The organism is Ruegeria sp. C5 (assembly GCF_056537605.1).
Map to the genome: position 1 here is coordinate 114,205 of NZ_JBQFRX010000003.1, position 23,349 is coordinate 137,553.

General features: G+C 55.2%; 18 protein-coding genes. 11 read left to right on the top strand and 7 right to left on the bottom strand.

Annotated elements, in window-relative coordinates; all coding sequences use genetic code 11:
- Positions 1-14: 14 nt before the first annotated feature.
- Complete coding sequence (locus ACR0AW_RS12140; protein WP_170733041.1) at positions 15-1,754, bottom strand: ABC transporter substrate-binding protein; 1,740 nt, start codon at positions 1,752-1,754, stop codon at positions 15-17.
- Positions 1,755-3,064: 1,310 nt separating this feature from the next.
- On the opposite strand from ACR0AW_RS12140, the gene ACR0AW_RS12145 reads away from it, so the two are divergent.
- The gene (locus ACR0AW_RS12145; protein ID WP_170733040.1) at positions 3,065-5,977 is read left to right on the top strand and encodes a VWA domain-containing protein; all 2,913 of its coding nucleotides are present in this window, start codon (positions 3,065-3,067) and stop codon (positions 5,975-5,977) included.
- A 352-nt stretch (positions 5,978-6,329) separates the two neighbouring features.
- On the opposite strand, the gene ACR0AW_RS12150 is transcribed toward ACR0AW_RS12145, so the two are convergent.
- On the bottom strand, positions 6,330-7,265 hold the full coding sequence (locus ACR0AW_RS12150; RefSeq protein WP_480439112.1) for a LysR family transcriptional regulator: 936 nt from the start codon (positions 7,263-7,265) through the stop codon (positions 6,330-6,332).
- Positions 7,266-7,584: 319 nt separating this feature from the next.
- Here ACR0AW_RS12150 and ACR0AW_RS12155 point away from each other — a divergent pair, with 319 nt between their 5' ends.
- Entirely contained in the window at positions 7,585-8,442 is an 858-nt protein-coding gene (locus ACR0AW_RS12155; RefSeq protein ID WP_170733038.1) for an alpha/beta hydrolase, read from the top strand.
- A 98-nt stretch (positions 8,443-8,540) separates the two neighbouring features.
- Positions 8,541-9,416: a hypothetical protein gene (locus tag ACR0AW_RS12160; protein ID WP_170733037.1), complete on the top strand. Its 876-nt coding sequence runs from the start codon at positions 8,541-8,543 to the stop codon at positions 9,414-9,416.
- 101 nt (positions 9,417-9,517) lie between these two features.
- Here ACR0AW_RS12160 and ACR0AW_RS12165 read toward each other — a convergent pair whose 3' ends face one another.
- Positions 9,518-9,892, bottom strand: a complete 375-nt coding sequence (locus tag ACR0AW_RS12165) for a hypothetical protein (protein ID WP_170733036.1) — start codon at positions 9,890-9,892, stop codon at positions 9,518-9,520.
- A gap of 687 nt (positions 9,893-10,579) precedes the next feature.
- Between ACR0AW_RS12165 and ACR0AW_RS12170 the strand changes: the two genes are divergently transcribed.
- The 8 genes from ACR0AW_RS12170 to ACR0AW_RS12205 all read left to right on the top strand — a co-directional run bounded on the left by ACR0AW_RS12170 (position 10,580) and on the right by ACR0AW_RS12205 (position 16,868).
- Positions 10,580-14,194 carry an autotransporter domain-containing protein gene (locus tag ACR0AW_RS12170; protein WP_170733035.1) on the top strand — a complete coding sequence of 1,205 codons (3,615 nt, stop codon included), beginning with the start codon at positions 10,580-10,582 and terminating at the stop codon, positions 14,192-14,194.
- A 411-nt stretch (positions 14,195-14,605) separates the two neighbouring features.
- Positions 14,606-14,965 carry a DUF3489 domain-containing protein gene (locus ACR0AW_RS12175; RefSeq protein WP_480439211.1) on the top strand — a complete coding sequence of 120 codons (360 nt, stop codon included), beginning with the start codon at positions 14,606-14,608 and terminating at the stop codon, positions 14,963-14,965.
- Positions 14,962-15,243 (top strand): DUF2924 domain-containing protein, encoded by a 282-nt coding sequence (locus ACR0AW_RS12180; protein ID WP_480439117.1) that lies wholly within the window; start codon positions 14,962-14,964, stop codon positions 15,241-15,243. Before ACR0AW_RS12175 ends, ACR0AW_RS12180 begins: the two co-directional genes overlap by 4 nt.
- A 283-nt stretch (positions 15,244-15,526) precedes the next feature.
- Positions 15,527-15,664, top strand: coding sequence for a recombinase family protein (locus tag ACR0AW_RS12185; RefSeq protein WP_480439213.1), 138 nt, complete (start codon positions 15,527-15,529; stop codon positions 15,662-15,664).
- Positions 15,661-15,786, top strand: coding sequence for a hypothetical protein (locus tag ACR0AW_RS12190; protein WP_480439119.1), 126 nt, complete (start codon positions 15,661-15,663; stop codon positions 15,784-15,786). The genes ACR0AW_RS12185 and ACR0AW_RS12190 overlap by 4 nt, the downstream gene beginning before the upstream one ends.
- Before the next feature lie 45 nt (positions 15,787-15,831).
- Positions 15,832-16,038: a recombinase family protein gene (locus tag ACR0AW_RS12195; RefSeq protein ID WP_480439215.1), complete on the top strand. Its 207-nt coding sequence runs from the start codon at positions 15,832-15,834 to the stop codon at positions 16,036-16,038.
- Positions 16,039-16,044: 6 nt separating this feature from the next.
- Complete coding sequence (locus tag ACR0AW_RS12200; protein ID WP_480439121.1) at positions 16,045-16,305, top strand: hypothetical protein; 261 nt, start codon at positions 16,045-16,047, stop codon at positions 16,303-16,305.
- A 146-nt stretch (positions 16,306-16,451) separates the two neighbouring features.
- Positions 16,452-16,868: a hypothetical protein gene (locus ACR0AW_RS12205; protein ID WP_170733034.1), complete on the top strand. Its 417-nt coding sequence runs from the start codon at positions 16,452-16,454 to the stop codon at positions 16,866-16,868.
- Positions 16,869-17,731: 863 nt separating this feature from the next.
- On the opposite strand, the gene ACR0AW_RS12210 is transcribed toward ACR0AW_RS12205, so the two are convergent.
- From ACR0AW_RS12210 to ACR0AW_RS12225, 4 genes are all read right to left on the bottom strand, one after another.
- A complete protein-coding gene (locus ACR0AW_RS12210; protein WP_170621406.1) occupies positions 17,732-18,730 on the bottom strand; it encodes a zinc-dependent alcohol dehydrogenase in 999 nt (332 codons plus the stop codon).
- Positions 18,708-20,558 carry a PfkB family carbohydrate kinase gene (locus ACR0AW_RS12215; protein WP_170621407.1) on the bottom strand — a complete coding sequence of 617 codons (1,851 nt, stop codon included), beginning with the start codon at positions 20,556-20,558 and terminating at the stop codon, positions 18,708-18,710. The genes ACR0AW_RS12210 and ACR0AW_RS12215 overlap by 23 nt, the downstream gene beginning before the upstream one ends.
- A gap of 399 nt (positions 20,559-20,957) precedes the next feature.
- Complete coding sequence (locus tag ACR0AW_RS12220; RefSeq protein ID WP_170621409.1) at positions 20,958-22,541, bottom strand: TRAP transporter large permease; 1,584 nt, start codon at positions 22,539-22,541, stop codon at positions 20,958-20,960.
- Positions 22,542-22,571: 30 nt separating this feature from the next.
- A complete protein-coding gene (locus ACR0AW_RS12225; RefSeq protein WP_170621410.1) occupies positions 22,572-23,330 on the bottom strand; it encodes a TRAP transporter small permease subunit in 759 nt (252 codons plus the stop codon).
- Between the last annotated feature and the right edge of the window lie 19 nt (positions 23,331-23,349).

Consider the following 23,349-nt stretch of genomic DNA (forward strand, 5'->3'; position numbering starts at 1 on the left):
CCGGTTTCGTTTGCTTACTGAGACTGCCAGCGCTGAACCAGTTCGTCATAGTTGACGGTCTGGCCCTGCGGCTTTTCGTTCTCAAGCTTGGCCTTGGGCGAGCCCGGCTTTTCCAACCAGAAGGCGGCATCCTGCGGCTCGTTCAGACGCGGGCCACAGCCACCGTAGACACCGGCGCTTTCGTCAGCGGCCTGCATCCGGGCCATAGTGATGTCCATCTCTTCTGCCAGACGGTCCATCGCCTCTTGCGGGGTGAAGGCGCCCGAGTTCACGTCACCGATCTGCTGCCACCAGATCTGGGCCAGCTTCGGATAGTCCGGCACGTTGATGCCGGTCGGTGACCATGCCACACGGTCGGGTGAGCGGTAGAACTCGACCAGACCACCCAGCTTGGGTGCGCGCTCGGTGAACGACTCGTGTTTGACCGAGCTGTCGCGGATGAAGGTTAGGCCCACATGGGATTTCTTCACGTCGACAGTCTTGGACGTCACGAATTGGGCATAGAGCCAAGCCGCCTGAGCACGATCCGCAGGCGTCGACTTCAGGAAGGTCCACGACCCCACGTCCTGATAACCAACCTTCTGGCCTTCTTCCCAATAGGGGCCGTGCGGGCTGGGCGCCATCCGCCACAGCGGCGTGCCTTCGTCATCCACGGTGTTGTTGCCTTCGGATTTCGGCTTCACCATGTCTGCGGTGAAGGCGGTGTACCAGAAGATCTGCTGAGCCACGTTGCCTTGGCTAAGCGCTGGCAACGACTGGTAGAAGTCATAAGACGCCGCACCCGGAGGCGCATAAGCCCGCAGCCATTCATCCCACTTGCGGATCGCATAGACCGCAGCCGGGCCGTTCGCAGCACCACCACGCGAAACGGATGCGCCAACAGGGTTACAAGTGCCCGCTTCCATGCGGATGCCCCATTCGTCGACGGGAACGCCGTTCGGTTCACCCACGTCACCGGCGCCGGCCATCGACAGCCAGGCGTCAGTCATGCGCCAGCCGAGGTCAGGCGCGCGCTTACCATAATCCATGTGGCCATAGATCGTGGTGCCATCGACTTCTTTCACGTCATTGGTGAAGAACTCGGCGATGTCTTCGTAGGCCGACCAATTGACCGGAACGCCTAGATCATAGCCAAATTTCTCTTTGAACGCGGCCTTGTTGGCTTCGTCATCGAACCAGTCCTTGCGGAACCAATATAGGTTCGCAAACTGCTGGTCAGGCAATTGATACAGCTTGCCATCAGGGCCGGTGGTGAACTGAATGCCCATGAAGTCATCCAGATCCAGCGTTGGCGAGGTTGTCGCCGCCCAATCACCTTCCATCATATCGGTCAGCGGATAGGCCAACTGCAGGCGCGAATGTGTCCCGATCAGGTCGCTGTCGTTGACATAGCCATCATACAGATTCCGTCCGGTTTGTAGCTGAGTCTGTACGGCCTGAACCACTTCGCCTTCGCCGAGAATCTGGTGATTGACCTTGATCCCGGTTATTTCCTCGAACGCCTTGGTCAGAACCTCGGATTCATAGGAATGCGTCGGGATACCCTCGGACAGGACATTGATTTCCATGCCCGAGTACGGTTGTGCAGCTTCGATGAACCACTTCATTTCGGACAACTGTTCATCCTTCGACAAGGTCGATGGCTGGAATTCGTCGTCGATCCAACGTTGTGCTGCGGCTTCGTCGGCCCAAGCAGGACCATGCCCCGCAATGACGGCCGCTGCCGCCACGGCGGAAAGTAGATGTCTCCGCATCTGTCTCCTCCCAAAGATTATGTGATCCGGTGCAGACCGGATGGCAAACAGCATCGATGATATTCGGCGCTGCTGTCAAACTAAAATTTTAGTAATAAGAGATAACAAATTTAAGCGCTTGATAAATAATAATAATACCTGCTTGCGGCGTGTTGGAAGTAGAATATACGCTCAAACAAATGGTGTCCGTAGGTGCTGAAAGCATCGCGAAACACCCAATTCTGAAGTGAGCTTAGCGCTTGCTGTTCCAATGCAAATTGGGTGGAACCCAACGCTGAACCAACCATAGCAGTGCTATACCGGATGCACCGGAAAGGCGTGGAAATGAAACTGCATCTTGGCGATGAGCCGCCCCAGATTGATCAAATACCTGTTCACAGTGTCATCAAAGTGCGTCAGTGGCTGGTGATGATCGTCGATGGCTAACGTTTTCTGAGATTGCAGAAGAAAAAGGCACCTCCAAACGCCGGGTGCGGCATCGTCGACGCCGTCATTGTCAGTCATCACAAACGCCTCGCTTCAAGGCGGGATGGCCAGACCTTCGATCTTGTTCAGAACTACCTCTCGTCGAGGCCAAGTCGGGCAGCATGTCGAGGATCGTTTGCTTGCTGACAACGGGCAGGGGACCGTCCAGCGGGGCCGAAGTTAATTCCGACAGCGGGATGCGGCAAATATTCCTGGTCACTGTACTGTGATCGTGCTGGTAGTCGCGCTTGATCAAATAGACTTAATCGTCAACCTGCGCGTAGCTCAGCTCTTGCTCAGTCATATAAAGGTGGATAACACCTTTCGGTATCTTGGAGTTGAGCTCGAGGAAGCCTTAGCCGTAGTGGAGGCAATTGAAATCTGACGCCTCTGGGTCGCCCTTACAGACGGCCCAAACCTGCCATTGAACACGGCACTCTCGTTACAGTGCGGAATTTCATAAAGCTGACATAGGTCAAGCGTTTGATTGAATCGTCAATGGAAAAGCTCATTGAGCAGTTGGGTAGTTTGACAGCGACAGTTAGGACTTGGTTTGAATTCTGCTCACCTGTAGCGAGGCGAGATCGGATTAGGCGGTAAGCCGCCTCGAAAAAGGCCTGAAAAGCATAATAGTAAATGATTGTGCTGCTGCCTCCGTTGAGCGAGTAAGTATCATCTGGTACTATGCCCCATTGTTTTATTTTTTTTGACCGCAGCTGCGCGGGTGAAGTGAAGCTGATTTTCGAAGGTGCATGTCATTTCATATGCACCGGGCCATCTGTGGATTTTGAGTATCAGAGACTTCTTCAGTCCTGCCGCGGCGGCGAAAGCTGACGGAGGACAATATGACTCATGACCTTGGCCGCGTTGTGCCTGTATCCCAGGCCGTAACGGATGCATCCCCCCTCAATCTTGTGCTTGATCCAAGCCCGATCGGCAGTCCGCGATTTGCAATGCTGCATTTCGACAATGTCTCGCTCTCTGGCGGCGCCCGGCTCGAGGTGAACCTTGGCTATACGACGGATGTGTTCTCGTCCGGCGCGCCCAGCGATTTCTGGACACGCCCTGCCGATGCGGCGACGGCTCCGATCGAAATCAGGATCGTCGGTGGCAGCGGTTCGGCGCGCCTGTTGGAATATGGCAGCGGCGAACCGACCCAAACAGTCAATCCGCCGGGAACCTTCACCGGCAGCCTGTCGAACCCCGATCCGTTTCTGCACACAAATCCCTTCGATGAACCGATCTATGAGACGCGGCTGATGTGCACGTCCGGGTTCGCCTGGCAGAATGCCGATTGCGCACCGCCCGCGGGCATTTCCCCAGCCGTCAAAGCGCAGGTCGAGAACGCCAGCGGCATCATTTTCTTGGTGCACGCTGGGCATGTCAGCAGTTGCTCGGGCACGCTGATCGTCGGCGATCTTTTTCTGACCTCGCGCCATTGCCTGACCGACGCCAGCGGCGAGGACGTTCGTAGCGCATCGGTGACTTTCGATTATGCGCCCAATTGCGACGGCTCGCGCCCAGGCGGCCATGCTCCGCGTTTCTTCAAGGTTATCGAAGAGGTGGCGTCCGGCACCGCACCGGGCCCTTCGACGGTCAACTCCGATTGGGTCGTCGTACGGCTCGACGCTGCACCCGGCAGCTTACCCGCGCCAATCCCCATCAGGACCAGCAACCTGATGGCCGGCGAAACGCTGTTGTCGATGCACCACCCAGGCGGTTCGGTGAAGAAAACACAGTCGGTTGTCTATGATGGCGACACCTCGACCATCAACGGGTTCGATTTCGCCGGCGGCAGTTCGGGCTCGGGTCTGTTCGACGCCGCCGGGCAACTTGTCGGCGGGCCGCTCAGCCAGGGGCCTATACCGGGTCCGTGCAATGTGAGGTTTACACCGGTCGCGGGCATTATCAATACACTCGAGAACCCGTCGCCGCCTCCGAACCCGCTCGATGTCATGCTGGTCTTCGACAAATCCGGCAGCATGAACAGCAACGCGCCGCCAGCAGGCCGCTCGAAACTGGAAGAGGCACAGGATGCGGCCAGCCTCTTTGTGCAATTGGTGCAAAACGGCGATGGTAACCGGCTTGGGCTGGTGACTTTTAACCATAGCCCTAACCTGGAACTCGGCCCCACAGCGACGGCCGCTGCCAAGAACACACTCGTCGGCAACACTCCACCGTTTGACGAGGGGCTGGTCGGAGACATCGCCGCAGGCGGCAACACCTCGATCGGTGGTGGCCTCAGCGAAGCGCTGTCGGCGATGTCCGGCACCAGCAACGATAGGACGATCCTGCTGCTGTCCGACGGTTTGCAGAACACCGATCCAATGGTCGAGGCGGTTGAGGACAGTTTGGGAGACATCCGCCTGTGCATCATCGGGTTCGGCTCCGATGCACAGATTGACGGCTCGCTTCTGGGTCGTTTGGCCGCCGAACATGGCGGACAATTCACCCGGGCTGTCGACGGTCTGGCGCTACGCAAATTCTTCGGCGTCTGCTTCGGCGACATCTTCCAGAGCGGTGCTCTGAACGACCCCGAACACGTGTTGCGTGCCAGTCAGACCGTTTCCGCGCCGCACACTTTCAAAGTCTGCGGCGAAGAGGAAATCACCGTGGCCATCGGCTGGGACGAGGTTTCGACGCCGCTGCGGCTGCACATGAAAACACCAAAAGGCAAGTCCGTCGGTGGCAAAGGCTTCACCGAAGTGCGAGGTCGCACCTGGGCATTCATCCGCATTCCGCTGCCGTTCCGTGGCGAACGCGACGGTACCTGGAGCTTCACCGTAGACCGGGTGCCAACCGGGGGCGAATTCCCGCCGCCACCAACCGACGTCCAGTATTTCTCGCTGGTCGTGTGCGAAGGTGGGCCAAAGATGCGCTACCTTGGAAACCAGCAGCGCATTTATACCGGCGACCGGATCGATCCGCTGGTCGGTTTGCACTACCCGAACGGAACCGTGCCCCACGGGACAACTGTGCACGTGACGGCGACCTCTCCCACCCGCTCGCTTGGGGCCTTGGTCCAAGAGCGCGGCATCTCCAAACCGGTCATCACCGGTGACGCGCTCGGTGGATTCCGCGCAACGTTGCAAACCATCGAACGCGAGGAAGGCGCACTGCCGGTTGTTGCCGACAGCATGACATTCGCACTCCACGACGATGGGGCACATGACGATGGTGCCATGGCCCCGGACGGCGTCTTCAACTTGCCGCTGAAGGACTTTTCGGTTGTCGAAGGCACCTATGATTTCCGCGCGACGGCCCGCTATGGCGACGATTGCCAGTCCACCCGCGAGGTCATGTGGTCGGTCCATGTCGAGATAGGCATCGACCCCGAGAAGACCGATGTAGTGATTGAAGGTTCCGATGGCAAAGGCACGCTGGTCCTGACGCCGCGTGACAAATACGGCAATCCCCTCGGACCCGGACGTCCGGGCAGTTTCGAGGTTCACCCCATTCCGGGTGTCTCGATCGACGGGCGCGTCAAGGACAGGGGCAACGGCAGCTATGGTGTCGACATCTCTTGGGACGCAGACATCGATCGCCCCGGCATCGTGGTGCAGCAACCCGACCGGGCCCCTGGCGTCTATCAGCCGCCCGCAGGTGCGGTGCCTTGCGACGACAATGAAGACAAGGATTGCTTCGACAAGGCCGAGAAACTGCTGGATTGCATCGGCTTGCCCGACTCCGATGTACGCAAGATCCGCATCAAAAGCGTCTGCGTCGAGTTCTTGATCGACAATGACAAAGAGTGCTAGGTCTAGCGCCTAAAGGTCAATCTCCGAAGCAGAGTAACATCCGCATGATCCGGGGTGCTTGGCGAGGCAAGGTGGGCCCATTGCTGCCGTTTGACCCTGGTCACCTTCTCGCGGTGCGGACCGTCAAAGCTGTCGTTCGCTGCAATCGCGAAACTGGAAAGTAGACGATGATCTGGGGAACGGCTCTGAGCGGAGATGTAACTTTAACGGACGATGTTGCAACTTAACCCAACAGACCTGCCATCTATGGATTGTGGTTTCGTCAGGACCCAAGGGCGGGTGCTGATTTGGATGGCCTTTGTGTACTTCGAAGATCTCACGTGCAAACAATCATCCCAGCTCGAACATCTGATCAGTCGGATTTGGCGATCTCTAATGCTTGTTCCCTTAGCCAATTGATCGCTGGATTGAAGCGGCTACGCTCGTGGCGGACAAGAAAATAAGGGAAGCCACAACTCGGCCGAAACGGAGCTGAACAAAGAGAGGTCAATTTCTGGACTTGCTTTGCCAGCCGCTTGGGGACAGCTGCAACTGCATCCGTCTGTCCTACCAAAAAAGGTAATGTGGTGAAGTAAGGCTGCTGGAACACAGCATTCGAACCATCTCCTTTTTCCCTCATGATCGTATCGGTTTTCAGACCCGAAGTGCCCGGAAAACTGAACTCGATTAACCGGTAAGCCGAAACGTCTCGCGGAGTAAGTGCCCGTTTTGATGACGCATGTTCTTCAAGCGGATGGCCTTGTCGGAACAGGATTTCGTAGGTTTCATCAAATAGCTTCTGAACAAGCAAATCGTTCCTCGCATCCAAATCCGCGTATAGCAGCAGATCAATTGCTCCTTTTTCCAAATCGGTAAAGCTTTGCGGCACCAGTGGCGAGACATTGAACCTTAATGCTGGTGCGGTAACGGCAAAGACTTCCATCATGGGTCCCAGGACAGCCGCGACGCCGTAATCTGTCGAGGCAATGCGATAGCAATGGTTAGACTGTGCCGGATCAAAGGCGGACGGCTGGAAGACGTCAGCTATCGCCGACAGGGCAGCATCGACCGGTTCATTCAAGCCCAGAGCATGATCCGTTAATTGGTATCCGGACTGCGTTCGGATCAGCACCGGATCTCCAATAAGGTCGCGTACCCGGGCGAGGATTCGACTGGCGGCGGGCTGGCTGATCCCCAGATGTATTGCCGTGCGTGTCACGCTGCTTGTGCGAAGCAGGAGCTGTAGGAACCGTAGAGTCCTAACATCCAGAGAAGTTAAGATGTCATTCATTTTTTGCATGCTCATCATGCTATTTGCGTCATCCCAATTATGTCCGTCGCGAGTTAACTGACAAGTGAAGCCTAACCGGGCGCCCCCCCAGATCGGGGCGCTCGATCCAAGATCGTTTGGTTGTCGAGACCATCAAACTGTATACGAAAGGGCAGCAGCAGTGATTACACGACGCATGTTCAACTCAATCGCGATTGCAACATCCTTGAGCGGAGCTTTCGCCGCCCGCGCTAGCACAGCGGAGGCATCCGGTGACCCAGATCAATCGGCATTTGGCTATTATGATGTTGAAACAGTGTCCTTTGACAGCTCTGGGGAAACCCTTGTTGGAAAGTTGTTGAGACCTGCTTCGGAAGGACTTCACCCGGCAGTTGTGATCATCGGCCCTGTTGCATTCGTCAAGGAACAGTCACCGGTGCAATATGCAACCCGCCTGGCATCGCGCGGGCTGGCAGTTCTGATATTCGATCCACGCTATCACGGAGAAAGCTCGGGCTCACCCCGACGCTACGAGTCTGGTGAAGCCAAGGTTGAAGACTGCCAAGCCGCCCTCGGTTTTCTCGCAAACCAAGAAGGCATCGACGCAAACCGGCTTCATCTTCTCGGGATCTGTCAGGGTGTCAACTGGGCGATTGAAACAGCGGTGACAGACGGTCGCGTGGCCTCTCTCGGGGTTGTCGCGGGCCACTATCTAACTGAGGAAACCGCCAGAATGTACCTTGGCAGTGATGCCGAGGTTGAAGCACGCATAGATCGCGCGGCCAAAGCAGCCACCGAATTCGAAAAAACGGGGGAAGCAAGCTACATCCCGATCGTCGGCTCTGAGGATGCCCTTCTGACCGCAACTGCCATCGCAGACTGGTACCTACCATGGGATAACAGGGCCCCTTGGCTGACTTTCAAAGGGGGTTGGGAAAACCGCATCACCGCGATGAGCGAAGCTGGCATTTGGGGCTGGCGGATCGACGAAACAGCCCCTCAACTGAACCTGCCTGTATTGATGATCCATGGCGACAGAGCGGCAAGCGGTCAGGTCATTCCCCGCCGCATTTTTGAAGAAATCGCGTCAGAAAAGAAGACGCTGTATTGGATCGACGGCGCCAACCAGCTTCAGTTTTACGAAGACCCGTTGATCATTGATGCCGCCGTCAATGCTCTGGCTCCGCACTTTCTTGCCTCCAATCGAACCCTTTGATGCAAACCGCTCGGTTCATTGACGCCGCCCCGGAACAATCATTGCCGGAAAAACGGGCGGCAACATCAAGGCACAGATACACCGGAGAAATATTTGAGATGAGAGTTCTTTCGCTATTGTTCACTTGCACCACGTCCTTACCTGTTGTCGCCGAACAGGAGCTGCCGCCCTTTACCGAAGCCGTTTTGCCGATGGGAAATGATGTCTATACCGTATCGATTGGACCGGGTGGGCCAGATGAAGAGTTCAGCTCAGACGCCACTAACGGCGGGCTCTACAAGCTCACTCCTGATGGCGCGACCGAAGAAATCAAACTCTCGGATGGGCAAGGTCTGCGCAACCCAACAGGGATGGTGCGTTCCGGCAACCAGATTGTCATTGTGGATGGCAATGAGGTCATTTCTACCGCTTCGGATGGCACGGTAAACTGGCGTCAGGCTCTCGATGACGATGGTGTTTTTCTCTACGATATCGAAGCCCTCGACGACGACACCCTTCTTGTGAGTGATTTTGGGCGCGGCGCATTCCTATCGGTCGCAGCCCAAACCGGACAAATTCAACCTCACCTCGGCGATTTGCGCATCAGTGGTCTCGCCCGCTTTGCAATCGCAGAGACAGGTATTTACGCTGTGTCCTGGGGCAGCGACGACGCCTGGGACAGCGCTTTGTATTGGGTTCCGCATTCAGGCAACGGAGATACTGCTGTAGCTGTTTCAACCGGCTTTGGTAACTTGGAATCCGTTGAAGTCGTGAACGGCACAATTGTTGTCGGGGGTTACCGGGGTCACGAGAAGTACCCGAATGCGAGGCTCTTGCGCGTTGAAACTGATGGGTCCGTAGATCCGCTGAGCGTCGGGTCTCATTCGCGTGGGATTTCCGATATACTCTTCGATGGGTGGTCGATTTGGCTGACCTATTTCTATGACGCATCCTATGCGGAGTTGCCGTCTCAGGCGATACAGAACTTTGACTAAAAGACGCGCGTACTCTCGCTTCTGTGGTGTGGGGCTTCCGCCTGTACCATATGCTCCGAGAGCTATTTTACGGCCCTAGTCCCGGTTCCCAGAAGGCATATTTAGTCGCTGTCTTCAGTGAAATCCTCAGGCTTTAGTACCATGATTTCAAGGTATCTAGCGTTCGAAATTGGATCAATCCGATTGGCCTCTTCGCTAACGAATTCCACCCAAGCAGTTGTGTGATCATTAGTTTCGTGGCCCCTTAACTTCAGCACGTCTTGGACCAATTGGCACAATATCCTCGCATCTTCGAGGTCGCGGGCATGGCCAAGCAGCATGCTGCGTTTCGCTTTCTCAAATTTTTTGTTCCTAACACGGAGCGCTTCAAGCCTTGCCGACTCGGCTTCTTTCGTTCTTCGCTCATGGTCTTGTTTGCGTTCAATTAACCACTCATGCTGGCGCTCGGCATGTTCCCGGTGAATGGTCTCGGCCAATACAACCAATTCGATTGCAAGCTCGGTAAGACGCGTTTCAAGTTTGACGTCCGGCTCATCCGCCCAAGATAACCGGACATCTTGCCCACGAAAGTGGTTTGGAACGATCAGAGTTATTAGTTCTTTAGCTGGCCTGTGGCCACCGGGGTTCCGATAGTAGTTGCTCTGCCTCAAATCCGCCGTCGCGAGAAGCTAAAGTGGTACATGCCGTTGATTAATGGAAATTGAGATTTCGATGGTCTCTTCTCCCTTAATTCTCGGTTTGCCACCGCATTTTGCGACGCCCAGGAAAGCCGCAGCAAGCCCCTATCTCGCCAAAGATCTAACCACGCTGACGGCCCGTTGCAGACATTCGACGCGTATCCGAAGTTTTGCGCTAAGAGCGCTCGGCAGAAATTCGAGTGGGCACGAGTTCTAAACCCGTTTGGCATTCATGCAGACAGATGGAGGTTATTTGAATAATTCTATCATTCCACCGGATCCAAGTAGGGAGCTGCCGCTGGCCGGTTTTTTCAGAGCATGCATGTGATCAAATTGCATCATACAAAAGACCAGTCAGAAATTCGTTAATATATCGTTAATCGGAACATCAAAAAGCCATCTTTTTTTTGCTGCTAACAAATACGCGGAGGTTTTCGCGCAAAAAAGTTGCGGTGGTTTCCAGACCACTCTTAAGGGGTGAACAAGATGTTACGAGTAAGCGGTTTGAACCGCAAAGCGCGCCGTCGTACAGCGGCACTTTCCAAAGCGCAGACGAGCAAATACCATCAAGGAAAATCCGCTGCATATCGCGCTTTCGCTGCTCCAGTTGCTGCCGGTGCGATAGGTTTGGGTGCATCGATTGGAGTGGCAACTCCTTCGATCGCGCAAACGGTTGTTCCTCCATCAAACGGTTCGTGCAGTGTTGCGGGTGACCTCGCCACCTGTACGGGAGATGTTTCAACGGGTGTTCAGGCAAACGGGCCAGCAATCGAAACGCTCAATATCAATAACGTGACTGCTCCGGGAATTGCACCAGGCGGTGGAACAGACGGAGTGGCTTTCAGCACACCAACAGGTAACGTAACCCTTAACATCCAGACGAATGGAACCGACGGCATTGTCACGACGGGGAACGGCGCGGATGGGATTGTTGTGGATGCGGACGGCGACGGGGATGTTTCGATCACTTCGACGGGCGACATTGCAACCGACGGACGTCGGTCCTTTGGCATTCGGTCCGATCTTGAGGGTGACGGTGCCATTTCGGTTAACTCGACCGGCAATATCACGACATCCGGACCCAGCAGAAGCGCCGGTATCGGCGCTACTCAACAAGGTGGTGATGGCGATGTGTCAGTGGTTTCAGCGGGTCGTATAAGCACATCGGGCAGCCGTTCAGACGGAATTTACGCCAATCAGGACGGTGGAGACGGCACGGTATCGGTCAACTCAGCGGGCGATATCAGCACAATTCGAAATCGATCAACAGGCATCACCGCTCTTCAGAGTGGCGGCGAAGGGGATGTCTCGGTGGTGTCGAATGGCAATATCTCAACGGCTGGAAACAACTCTGGCGGTATACTTGGACAGCAAAGCGATGACGATGGCGATGTCGCGATCCTATCAACCGGAAACATCACAACAGAAGGAAACAACGCGAACGCCGTCTTGGCGCGTCAAAATGGCGGCGATGGGGATATCTCCATTGAATCCGAGGGCAGTCTCTCGACTTCTGGAAATAACGCCCGCGGGATCTTTGCACGGCAAGACGACGGTGATGGCGATATCACGATCCGCTCGACCGGAAATATCACAACAGCTGGCAACAACGCTGATGGCATCTTTGCCCGCCAAAGGGGTGGAGACGGAGATATCAACGTCACTTCGTCGGGCAATATTTCGTCCGCAAGGGACGGCATCCGCGCGCTTCTGACCAATGATGGCGACATTACAATTTCGAACCGGGGCGATGTCAGCGGCGCAGCAGCGGGCGACGGTATCAACGCCACGGTGAATGGCGCTGGTGATGTCGTCGTCGACAGCATCGGGGATATTACTGGCAGAGAATACGGGATTTACGGCGTAGCAAATGGAACAGGCAACGTAACGGTCAATTCCAACGGCAACATTTCTGCTGAAGAAGAACATGCGATCTTTGCTGACGCGGAGGACGGGAATGTGGCCGTCAATGTGACGGGCGACGTCCAATCCCTCGATAGCGATGCAATTGATGTGGAAACCGGCAGCCCCGGAGGTGTGATTGACGTCACTGTGGTGGGCAATATCACTGGCGATGCGATCGGCATTGACGCTGATGCCGAGGACTCCGGTGATATCAACATTCAGGTCACAGGTGATATCCGCGCCGGTTCGGATGACGGCATCGAAGCCGAAGTTGATGGTGACGGCGACATCTCGATCACGATGAACGGTGATATCGAAGCAAGCGAACACGGGATCCGCAGCTTTGTTGCTGGCGACGGAAACATCTCGGTTGAAGCGTCGGGTGAAATTGCGGCGGAAAATATTGATGGCATTAACGCTGAAATAGACGGAAACGGCGATGTTACTATTTCGGCATCCGGTACCATCGATGCCGAAGTTGACGGAATCTTCGCCCACGTGACCGAGAACGGCAACATAAGCATTACAAACGCTGCATCCATAACCGCCAGAAACGACGAGGGAATTGACGCCGAAATCTTCGGAGATGGCGATGTCTTCATTAGAAACTCGGGGCGGATAATCTCTCGCGAAGACGATGCGATCGAAGTGGATGTCGAGGGAAGCGGCGATGTCAGCATTGTGAACTATGCCCAGCTCACCGCCGATTCCGACGCGATCGATATCGAACTAAACGGTGACGGCGATGCCCGTGTGACCAACAGCGGGGCGTTGCGTTCGCTGGACAATAACGGGATCGAAGTGGACGTGGACGGAGCCGGTTCAATCACCATTGTGAACACCGGAAATATTGATGCGTTCGAATACGGTATCGAGATCGAAGATCGCGACAACAACGCCGCTGCAATAATCACAAACTCCGCCCGCATCACCGGTCGAGAAGGCTTTTCCATCGTATATGGCGGCGATGGGAACGACACGTTGAATCTCGAGCCCGGCTCGATTCTGAACGGATCGGTCGATTTCGGCAATGGCAACGATGGCATGGGGGGCACGAACCCGAATGACATTGACACGTTGAACTTTGCGCGCGGGATGAATTCGGTTGTAAATTTTGCTGATGCATCGGGTGACGATAATGACCTCGCATCCGCCCCCGAAGTCGTCAATTTTGAAGGGGCCGGCGTTGTGGCCAACAATGGCCTCACTGCGGTTTCGGTGGATACGACGGGATTCGCGGCCCAAGGTACCTTTATCAGCGATCTCACCGACGCGGTGTTCAATACGATTGACACCGCCAGCCCCTATGCGTCCGGCTCGTCCGGTGGCCAGGTTAGCAGAAACCTGGGTCCTTTCGGGTATGTTGAACAGGATAACGGCCCATATGTCTGGGGTTCAGCCTTCGGAGGAGATCGCGATGTTGAAGAAGACGGTTCAAATCTTGGATTCAGCCATCGTATGTACGGTTTCGTAGTTGGTGCCGAGACGAATGAATTCATCGATAACAGCGATTTTGGTGTTCTTGTCGGATATGACGACAGCCATGTCTCGCTGGATCAAGACGCAGGAGATACCGATATCACGTCATATTTTGGGGGCGTCTACCTCGAAAGGGACTACGGACGATACAGCCTCAACGCAGCGCTTCTTGCTGGCGTAACCGACAATGAAGCGACCCGAAACGTTGATGGCGGCGAAGCGAAAGGCGATTTTGACGGCACGTTCGTTTCGCCATCGCTCTCGATCTCGGCACCCATCAACGCCTTGCCAATTCCTGCCTTCTTCAGTGCACGCGCAAGCTATGTCTTTCTGAAACTTGATGAATATTCCGAAACAGGAACCGCGTATCCGCTGACTGTCGAAGATCGGAACGTTTCGTTGTTCAACACGCGGGCTCAATTGAACTTGCCCCGCCTCTACGAGGCCGCAAATGGATCGAGTACCTACCTGAACTGGGCCGTTGGAGTAGATGCAACTTTTGATGCAGGATCCGACGATGTGGACGCAATCGTAGCAGCGACACCCTTTTCTTTCGTAGCTTCAACAGAAGATGCAGCTGCAGGGTTTCTTGGCTTTACGCTTGAACATACCTCTGCAGATGGAAACCGATCGATAGGCTTCAGCGGCGAGTTTCAATCAACCTTTGGTGGTGGATCCAGTGTTGTCGGAGAACTCACGGCTTCCATAAGGTTCTAAACCAACGAATTGCCGTATTGTTTGGTCAAATGTTGGTTCTTAACAGCCTCTTCAAACTGACTGCCTTAACATGGGAGCGTCTGTTTAGTTTCGTCACGCACGTCCAAGCCATCTACGCCTACGAAATCACAGGGGCTTTTTTGTATTTTCGAATCTAGCCGTAGGCGTCGACCGCGAAGGTCGGATTTCGCCTCCGCTACCGGATAGGTTTGCAACCGCAGAGAATGTCAGCTTCCCGCCCATTTTAATGTTAACAACTGGACTTTAGGCTGTTCGCAAGCGGTACTAACGACGGTCAAGACTCGCCCGAGGTGCCCGGGCTCCGCTCTGTTCAGGGCGCGGACTTAGCCTGCGCCCATAGAGTGGAGAATAAAATGTCAAATGCATCCAACCTGGAAATAAAATCACCACCTGCCAAAAGGCCCGGAGCAGCCGACGCGTCAACAAAGTCTACAGATACTGCTGTCCCTTAAGGCCGGTGCAACGATTGTGCAGATTCAAAACGTCTTTGGCTGGCAGCCGCATTCTGCGCTCGCAGCGATTTCGATGATGCGCAAGGCGGGACATACCGTTGAGCGATCAGGGTCTGAAAAAAGTACTGTCTATCGGATTGTGAAGGAGGCGTCAGCATTACGGATGCAAACTTCAAGTTTTGCGACCTTACGCACGTACTCGCTGACATCGAAAATCTGGACCGCTCTAGCTGCCTTGATCAGTGGCAGAAAATGTTCGGTCGGCCGCCGCCGAAGTAACTGTCCTCGCAGTTCATGAAGCCGGTGTTGACCTGGGAGCTACAGATACAAGAACTAGGCGGGTTGTCTGTGAAGACAGAACTCCGACTGCAACAAATCGCGTTGGGAAAAGCGCTGCCACCTAGTCTGAAACCAGGATCACATCTGGTGCGGGAGTGGAACGGACGCACCTATCAGATTGAAGTAATCGCGGGCGGATCTTTCTTGGACGGCAAAACGTGGCGCTCCCTGTCGGCCATCGCAAAGCACACCACCGGACCGCACTGGTCAGGCCCGCGCTTCTTCGGGGTTCAGTGATGCAACTTATCCGCTGCGCCATCTACACTCGAAAAAATTCGGAGGAGGGGCTAGAGCAGGAATTCAATTCGCTGGATACCCAGCGGGAAGCCTGCGAAGCATACATGCGAGCCAGAAGCACGAGGGCTGGGAATTGTTGCCGGATCACTATGATGATGGCGGTATCTCGGGCGGTCATCTTGACGGCCCTGCTCTGCAGCGGTTGATGCAGGCTGTAGATAATAATCACGTAGATCAGATTGTTGTTTGAAAGGTCGACCGGTTGACACGATCGCTGACTCACTTGGCAAAGCTGATCGACCATCTCGACGCAGCCGACGTATCGTTTGTGTCCGTTACCCAGTCCTTTAATTTGTCCACCAGCATGGGGCGCTTTACACTCAACGTGTTGCTCAGTTTCGCTCAGTTGAACGTGAAATGACCGCTGAACTTATCAGGGAAAAAATTGCGGCCTCTAAACACAAGGGCCTATGGATGGGCGGGAATGTTCCGTTTGGATATCAGGCGGACGGCCTGACGCTTAGAATCGACGAAGAGGAATAGGCAACAATTAGGGCGCTCCACGATCTCTATCTGGAGCATCAGACCATTTTTTGTTTCAAAGAGCGGGCGGAGGCACTGGAGCTCCGGATCCGGCGCCCGGAACGCCCGGGTGGGCGCGTGACGGGCGGGACGTTCTTCGATCGCGGGCATATCCATCAACTTCTCAGCAACCCTATCTATGCTGGCCGCATACGACACAAGGGTCAGGTTGATGATGGGCAGCACCCCGCTATCATTGACCCGGCGGTATAGCAGCTGGTGCAGCAGTGGTTGATAGATGGCGCGGCAAGGGAGCGTGGATTAAAGCAGAAGGCCAAGCGATCAGTGCTGGCCGGGAAGCTCTTTGATGAGACCGGAGATCGGCTGACAACTAGCCATAGCCGCAAAAACGGCAAGCGTTTGCGTTACCACATCTCTAGAAGTCTGTTGACCGATCGAATTCAGAAGCATCCGGATGCCTGGCGGCTGTCGGCAGAGCAGCTCGAAAACCTTCTGGTCGAATGGTCAGACAACACTTGAACCGACCGAACGCTGTGACTTCAATGGTGCGGAATATGTCTGCAGCCGAAAGCGCTTCGGCAACAGAGTTTCTCAGAGATTGCCAGTCTGCCAGGAACTGCCTTGGCATGATTGCGCGGGCGGAGCTGTGATAGGGCTCTCTGAGGGTGCAACTGGATATCCAGGCGCGGGCCCAGATGATTGGTTGCAGGGTCGACCTGGTCGATGCCGGGGAACTAGCGATCGAAGCGCCATTCCGGATGCGCCGCAGAGGCTTGGAACTGAAATTGCACTTAGGCGATCAGCCCCCTGAAATCGATCAAACACTTATCCGCAACGTCGTTAAGGCCCGCCGGTGGTTGGCGATGATCAATGATGGCAGAGCTTTCTCAGAAATCGTTCAAGAAGAAGGCACCTCCAAACGCTGGGTGCTGGATGTGGTCGATCTGGCCATGCTGGTGCCTGATGCTCTGGATGCCATCGATTCAGGCGAACAAACTGATGGCCTGACAATGGACTACCTGATCAGGTCGGGTTTCCCGGCGATCTGGTCAGATCAACACAAGGGCTTCTCTGCCCTCTGATCTGCCGCCTCTCCGAAACACACCAAACTCGTACCGTCGGAATCGCGACCTGGGACTGTGGTCGGAAATCGACCACTGTTGCGCACACGCTCGGGTCTCAGTTGAAATTACTGGATCTTAAGTCGCTGAAAACACGCTATAATCGGCGTGCAACTTCTCGGTATGTGATTTCCGGGAAATCATGGCTGTGCACGCAGTCCTGAGCCATCCAGTCTCACGCGGAAATTCCCTGTTAACAGGGAAAATACAGGGAAAAACCGCGAAATACGCCGGATTCTGTGCGTTGCACGTTGAGACTGCCAAAGAAAACAGCGGTTTACGCGCGAATTCCCTACACGCATTAACAGGGAATTTTGGATCCAATATCAGTGAAATAAATTGAGCGAACAGGGATCGAGCTAATGTCCAGTGTCTGGCCAGTTGAAACGCCCGAAGACTCTGAAGCGGACATTCATGCGTGCCGCAGAGAAGGTCCGCTCTGAGCCCGAAGCGGACCCCGGTCAGGTCTCAGCGGACGTCAGCTTTTTGACTCGTTTCTCGAAACTCATCACAAGACAGAAGTTCTGAGAAGATGGTTTCGAGAGGTAGTATTGCGATACCGAACTAGCCAAGTGAACGCGGTGTTGCCGCAAGAAATCGTGTATCTCAGAAACGATCGATTTTGGGGCTCGACACTCAACACCTGCAGTGGGCAGGCCTCGATCAGGAACGATCCTTACATTCGGCCATTGAGGCAGAAGCTGCCTCTCAAAAACGATCGTCATTAAAAATTCGGCACGGATCATCCACTCAATGCCGGAGTGCCCTCGGCTCGAAAATCCGCAAGCTTCCCGGGCCGCCAAATTGAGACCCCAAAGCCATCACTACGGGTGAAGCACAAACTTAACTCCATCAGCGGTAAAGGAACGATCAAAGGCAATCTTCCAATGATCCAAAGGAATGAAATCCGTAATCAACGGTTCAAGACGGAGTTTTCCGCCGTTCAATAGGGCCATGGCGCGCCGCCATGATCGTGGCGTCGATGCAAAGCCAGATGTTATGGACAGTTCCTTGTAGCAGATGAGGTCGGTGGGCAGATCGGAAGTTTTTCCGGAAAGACCCATCTGAACCAGATGCCCAGCCCTGGAAGTGAAGCGCAAAGCATCGGCGTAACCCATCGGGCTTCCAGAGCACTCGATCACAGTGTCGAAGCTGTCTTCCGGAAGCTTGTCGCCGACCGTAGAGGTCTCAAAGCCCAGGGATGTAGCGAGCTTGAGCCGCGCTTGATCTCGTTCTGAACCTCGGAGCGTGACTTCTGCGCCTTGTATGACCGCGACTTGGGCCGCGATGATACCTATCGCCCCGGGGCCTACGACAAGCGTGCGAAGCCCAGGCTCAACGTAGCCATGTGTGCCAAAAAGTGAATTGGTGACGCAGGCCACCGGCTCAGCCAAGCTGGCTTCGGCATCCGACAAATCCTTCGGGGCAGCGTGTAGGTTCCCAACAGGCACTTCGACCAGAGACGTCATCGCCCCGTTGACATGGCTTCCGATCGAACGTCGCTCGACACAAAGATTTGGTCGACCGTTTCGGCAGTGCCGGCAAACGCCGCACGTCGAATAAAAGGTTTCGGCGACAAACCGCTTTCCCATCAAGGATGAGTCCACGCCAGAACCGGTTTCCACGACGGTGCCGCAGACTTCGTGCCCCATGATGACGGGAGGCGTGACCTTGTACTCATTTTTGAAGATGTGAAGATCGGTGCCGCAAACACCCGCAGCGGCGACTTTGAGTATCACGTGGCCGGGCGTAACCGGTGGCTCGGGCCAATCGACAAGCCCTACATCCCCAGACGCTTCGCTACGCTTGGTAAGTCCGCGCATCGGCACCTCCACTCACATGTAAGTATTGATCGATTAGTCCGCGATAAATGCCGGCCATTCGCTCGACCGCTGTCGCATCGTCGATTTGGTGGGCAAACCATGCTTCGGCGGCGTCAGCGAATACCGTCCGCCCGATTGCGAATCCGCGACAGCATTCCGCGAGGGTGGCGCGGGCAAGGGTGGGGCCCAGTGTATCTGGCTCTTCATTGAGACCAAGAACGATGACGCCACGACATTGCGGGTCTTTGACCTCCAGTATCTGGCCCAATCGAGCCCATCCTCGATCGTCTGTCAAAGAAGGAAGCTTCCACCAGTCAGGGAGCAGGCCCGCGTCATAGCATTGCGAAACACCCCTACAGAGAACATCATCGTCGCGCGGCATGTCGAGCGGCGGAACAAGTTCCAACATCCATTCGATCCCGGCTGCCCGGCACGCGCTTTGCAGGAAGTTGAGCCGATCAAGTTGAACCGACCGCAGCTCCTTGGGGTCATCCGGCGAGTACCATATGAGAACCTTTGCCACGTGCCCCGGGCGCCACGAAGCGAGCTCCGCCCCGATATTGTGCCCTGCTTCGAACTCGATCGGCCGTGATCCTGTCGCTTCGATCGGGCGACCGATCCAGTAGTCTTGATCGGCAAGTTCATCGAGGATTTCAGCGCCGTGTCTTGGATCCATCAACATCCCGGGCCGTGCAGATGTCAGGCCTTGTGTCGCAGAGCGCATGCTTTCGAAAACCAACCGTTTGAAATGGCTGGCGTCGCTGGCCGTTCTGCCCGTCGCGGCGACGAAGTCGTCAAACGGCTTTCGGTGATCGCAGGCGAGTGCAAGTACGGGGCCTTGCAACTGAGGGCGCAGGGCGGTGCGATGCAAGTGTTCTATCTTCGGGTCGGACTGAGGATGCCCGGACCGAAAGAGCGCCAGTTCATCGGGAAAAGGCATCTCGTTGGCGCAGCCGTGACGTGTCGCGACCAGAGCACCGGCCGCGTTGGCATTTCGCAAGGCCTCCAATTGATCGCTTCCCAACCGAAGAGCCGCCAGGAAGTTCCCGAGAAAGGCGTCACCCGCACCAACTGGATTGACTACGTCGATCGAATGTCCCGGAACGGAGAAGTCGCCATTCGGACCTTCGATACGCGCGCCTCTTGGCCCCAGTTTTCGGACCAGCGTGGGCCCATCAGCCAGTAAAGGTTCTGACTCTAGTAGGAGCTCCAATTCTATTTCGTTGCCGACAATGAATTGAACGAGAGGAAGTGCATTTCGAACACGATCAACAGATCCGTCAATTGAACCTTCGTAACTCCGCCAGAGATCATTTCTGAGATCGACGTCCAAAACGATCTTGGCTCCTGCGCTTGCCGCAACCTCGAGAATTTTCAGGACTGTCTCGTAAGATTCGGGATCAGCAAGATGGGTCCCGGTCACTGCTAAATAGGCCGCCTCGGCCAGGTATGAGGCGGGGACCTGTTCGGCATTGATGCAGGTGTCGGCGGCATCTGTACGATAGAAATCGAGCTGATCAGCCTCGCTGTGGAGCATGCCCAGAAACGCCAGTGCAGTCCGCCGGGTTGGGTGGACAGACATGGCGGTGGTGTCCACGCCTTCCAGCGCGAGATTCTGCAATAGAAAGCGACCCATCGGATCATCTCCGACGGCGGAAATCAGTCCTACGCGTGCGCCAGCACGTGCCGCGGCAATCGCCATGTTTCCTGAAGATCCGCCGGGGTAGCGGGCGAAACTACGCGTCTCTTCCAATGGGGTCGCGGTTTGCTGGCCGTAAAAATCTACGGCAATCCGCCCAAGAAATATGACTTCAGGTGCTTGTACCATTTTTAAGCTCCGCATCTCGGATCAGGTGCACAAGTCGGAATTTGAGCGCGCACCCGACTCTGCCCTTCAACTTTCTTGGTGAGTTCGCGACAGCACATCATATGTGCCGCATTGGATGGATGCGTTGCCGCTGTTCCATCAATGATGCCGGTGTGTTTCACGGGTGCTTGCAAGTTGCCTGCCTCCTTTAGACCAGTTGCCAGGTTCTTAAATTTTCTTTGATATTTGATCAATTGATTAGAGCTCCAAAATTCCTGCACCACCATCGTTGTCAACTTCTTCTGGTTTTAGGCGGCGCCTAAGATGTTTACTCGGGCTCGCTGTCGATCCCCGGTTTTGAACGACTTAGCGAACTTGTTCGGGCCCCCGCCTGGGAGGAGACGGGGACCTTACCTGCTTCTAGTGAAGAAACAGGGTCGTGATTTGCGGAACCAGGAGGATGAGCATCAGCACCATGATCTGAATGCCTATGAAGGGCAGAAAGCTCTTGAAAATATCCGGCAGCGTGATGTGCGGAGGAGCAACGGACTTAAGATAGAAGGCCGCGCCGCCGAACGGTGGTGACAGAAAGCTGACCTGCATGTTCACGCAAAACAGCACGCCAAACCAGACTTGAACCGCCAACTGCGAGTCAAGCCCTCCGGTCAACCCCAGTTCCTCCCAAGGAAGCTTGAGGACGATCGGAAGGAAAACGGGCATGACCAGCAGCACGATTCCGGTCCAGTCCATAAAGGCGCCCATAAACAGGAACACCAGCATCATGATCAGTAGCACGCCAAGCGTCGGCAACTCCAGCCCAACGATCAGGTTGGCTACATAGGTCGGGCCGCCGGCAATCGTATAGGCACCGGCGAGCGCAGTCGCCCCGATTGTCACCCATATGATTGTCCCGGTGGATTTGAACGTTCGCATCGACGCTTCGCGTAGCAGAACCCAAGAGAATTCACCGCGGAAAATGATCAGCAACAGCACTGCAACCGAACCGATTCCGGCGGCCTCGGTGATCCCGGTTATTCCGCCATAGATGGAGCCTAGGACCACGAAAACGATCAGGAGAGGCGCAACCATGCCCTTGCCGTATTCCCAAGCTGTCTTGGCTCTTTCAAGACCAACAACTAACATGAGGTAGGCAAAAAGCGCGGCCGAAAGAATGGCGGACTTGATCATGAAGCCAAGGGATACATAGCTCGTGTCAATCTCAATCGTCCCGAGCGTGTTGAAGAAGATCGCACGCAGGGACAAGATCAAGGACCCTGTGCCGACGATCATGGCAATCAGGGCGAGGCCGTACAAACGCTTTTCTTCACCTGACAAGTCATTCTCGGAAGGCTCTGGTAAAGGCGCCAGATTAGGTTGGATTCGGGTTCGGATCAAAATGTACGCAATGTAGCTGAACGCGAGTATGAATCCCGGGACAAAGGCTGCCTGGAACAGCGCATGGATGGACGTGTCGGTAACCAGGCCGTAGAAAATCAGAACGATTGACGGCGGAATCATTGTCCCCAGAGAGCCGGAGGCACAGATGGTTCCGATGGCAAGGTTCTGATTGTAGCCAAGCCGTAACATTTGTGGCAGCGCGATCAGTCCCAGAAGCACCACCTCGCCACCGATGATGCCGGACATTGCCGCCATGACAACCGCCATGAGCGCGGTGACGACGGCAACTCCACCGCGGGTGCGATTAAGCCAAACGTCGAGGGTCGAGTACATGTCCCGCGCGATGCCTGAACGTTCGAGCAAGTTCGCCATGAATATGAACAGCGGCACTGAGACCAGGACATAACTTGTCGTAATCCCGTAAATTCGCTGCATCAGAATATTCAGCGGACCGGTGCCAAATTGACCGAAGAGGAGGTCGGGGCCAAACTTCATGACCATGACGACAACGGCCAGAAAACCTGAGGCAAATCCCAGCGGCATACCAATCGCAAGTAGGAGGAGCATTCCTACCAGCAAGACGAGCGAAATCGTTCCAATGTCCATTACTGTGCCCTTCCCTGCCCCAGTTTGATTTTACTCGTGCTCACCGCTGGAAGGACGGGAATCGTCCTTTCCTTGCACGCTGTTCTTTGATTGGTTCTCGGCCCAGTCTTCGTGATCCGTCGCCTCACCTGTCGGGCGTGCGTCGAGATGATCTTTGGCGAGATCTTCAAGAAGGTCTTCGAGATCGTCTTCACCGTAGTGTTTCTCTCCCTGGACCGTGTTCCAGTCGTAAATCAGATTGGAAATCGCCTGGAGCGCCAAAAGAGCCATCGTGATTAGGATGAGCGGCTTTATGGTAGCCGGTATCGGTGGATTGAATTTCGTTCCGAACCGCTCCCAAGTGAGGAGTTTCTCGACGGCTTCACTGTATCCTCCCCAAATTACCGCACCTGCGAAGATGCACACGCAAAGGGTTGAGAGGATGTCGAAGATCCGTCGCATCCAGAGCGGCGCAAGATCATAGAGAATGAAAATTCGAATATGGCTGCGTTGCTGCATCGAGTACAGACCGGCCGTCAGATACACGGCACCCGCAACCCAGAGCGAGGTTTCATTGACCCAAAGAGTTGGTCGCAGGAATAAATATCGCAGCACGACCTCCAGAAAAATGATCGAGACAATGAATGCAGGAAGCCACAATGCGATCCGGCTGATGCCCCAAGTGATTGGATCCAGTGGGCCAGTTTTTTCATGTTCAACCACTATCAAGGCCTCCCAGCTTTGTGCGCGACGACCGACTCTCTCGACGGGCGTTTCTTGGATGCCACCGGCGGCGACCGCCGGTGGCAACCATATGCAGAATCCTTGT

What these genes read in the sequence shown, in the direction of transcription:
- ACR0AW_RS12140 (WP_170733041.1), bottom strand. Translation starts at nt 1,754, where the DNA reads ATGCGGAGACATCTACTTTCCGCCGTGGCGGCAGCGGCCGTCATTGCG.
- ACR0AW_RS12145 (WP_170733040.1), top strand. Translation starts at nt 3,065, where the DNA reads ATGACTCATGACCTTGGCCGCGTTGTGCCTGTATCCCAGGCCGTAACG.
- ACR0AW_RS12150 (WP_480439112.1), bottom strand. Translation starts at nt 7,265, where the DNA reads ATGATGAGCATGCAAAAAATGAATGACATCTTAACTTCTCTGGATGTT.
- ACR0AW_RS12160 (WP_170733037.1), top strand. Translation starts at nt 8,541, where the DNA reads ATGAGAGTTCTTTCGCTATTGTTCACTTGCACCACGTCCTTACCTGTT.
- ACR0AW_RS12170 (WP_170733035.1), top strand. Translation starts at nt 10,580, where the DNA reads ATGTTACGAGTAAGCGGTTTGAACCGCAAAGCGCGCCGTCGTACAGCG.
- ACR0AW_RS12180 (WP_480439117.1), top strand. Translation starts at nt 14,962, where the DNA reads ATGAAGCCGGTGTTGACCTGGGAGCTACAGATACAAGAACTAGGCGGG.
- ACR0AW_RS12190 (WP_480439119.1), top strand. Translation starts at nt 15,661, where the DNA reads ATGACCGCTGAACTTATCAGGGAAAAAATTGCGGCCTCTAAACACAAG.
- ACR0AW_RS12210 (WP_170621406.1), bottom strand. Translation starts at nt 18,730, where the DNA reads ATGCGCGGACTTACCAAGCGTAGCGAAGCGTCTGGGGATGTAGGGCTT.
- ACR0AW_RS12215 (WP_170621407.1), bottom strand. Translation starts at nt 20,558, where the DNA reads ATGGTACAAGCACCTGAAGTCATATTTCTTGGGCGGATTGCCGTAGAT.
- ACR0AW_RS12220 (WP_170621409.1), bottom strand. Translation starts at nt 22,541, where the DNA reads ATGGACATTGGAACGATTTCGCTCGTCTTGCTGGTAGGAATGCTCCTC.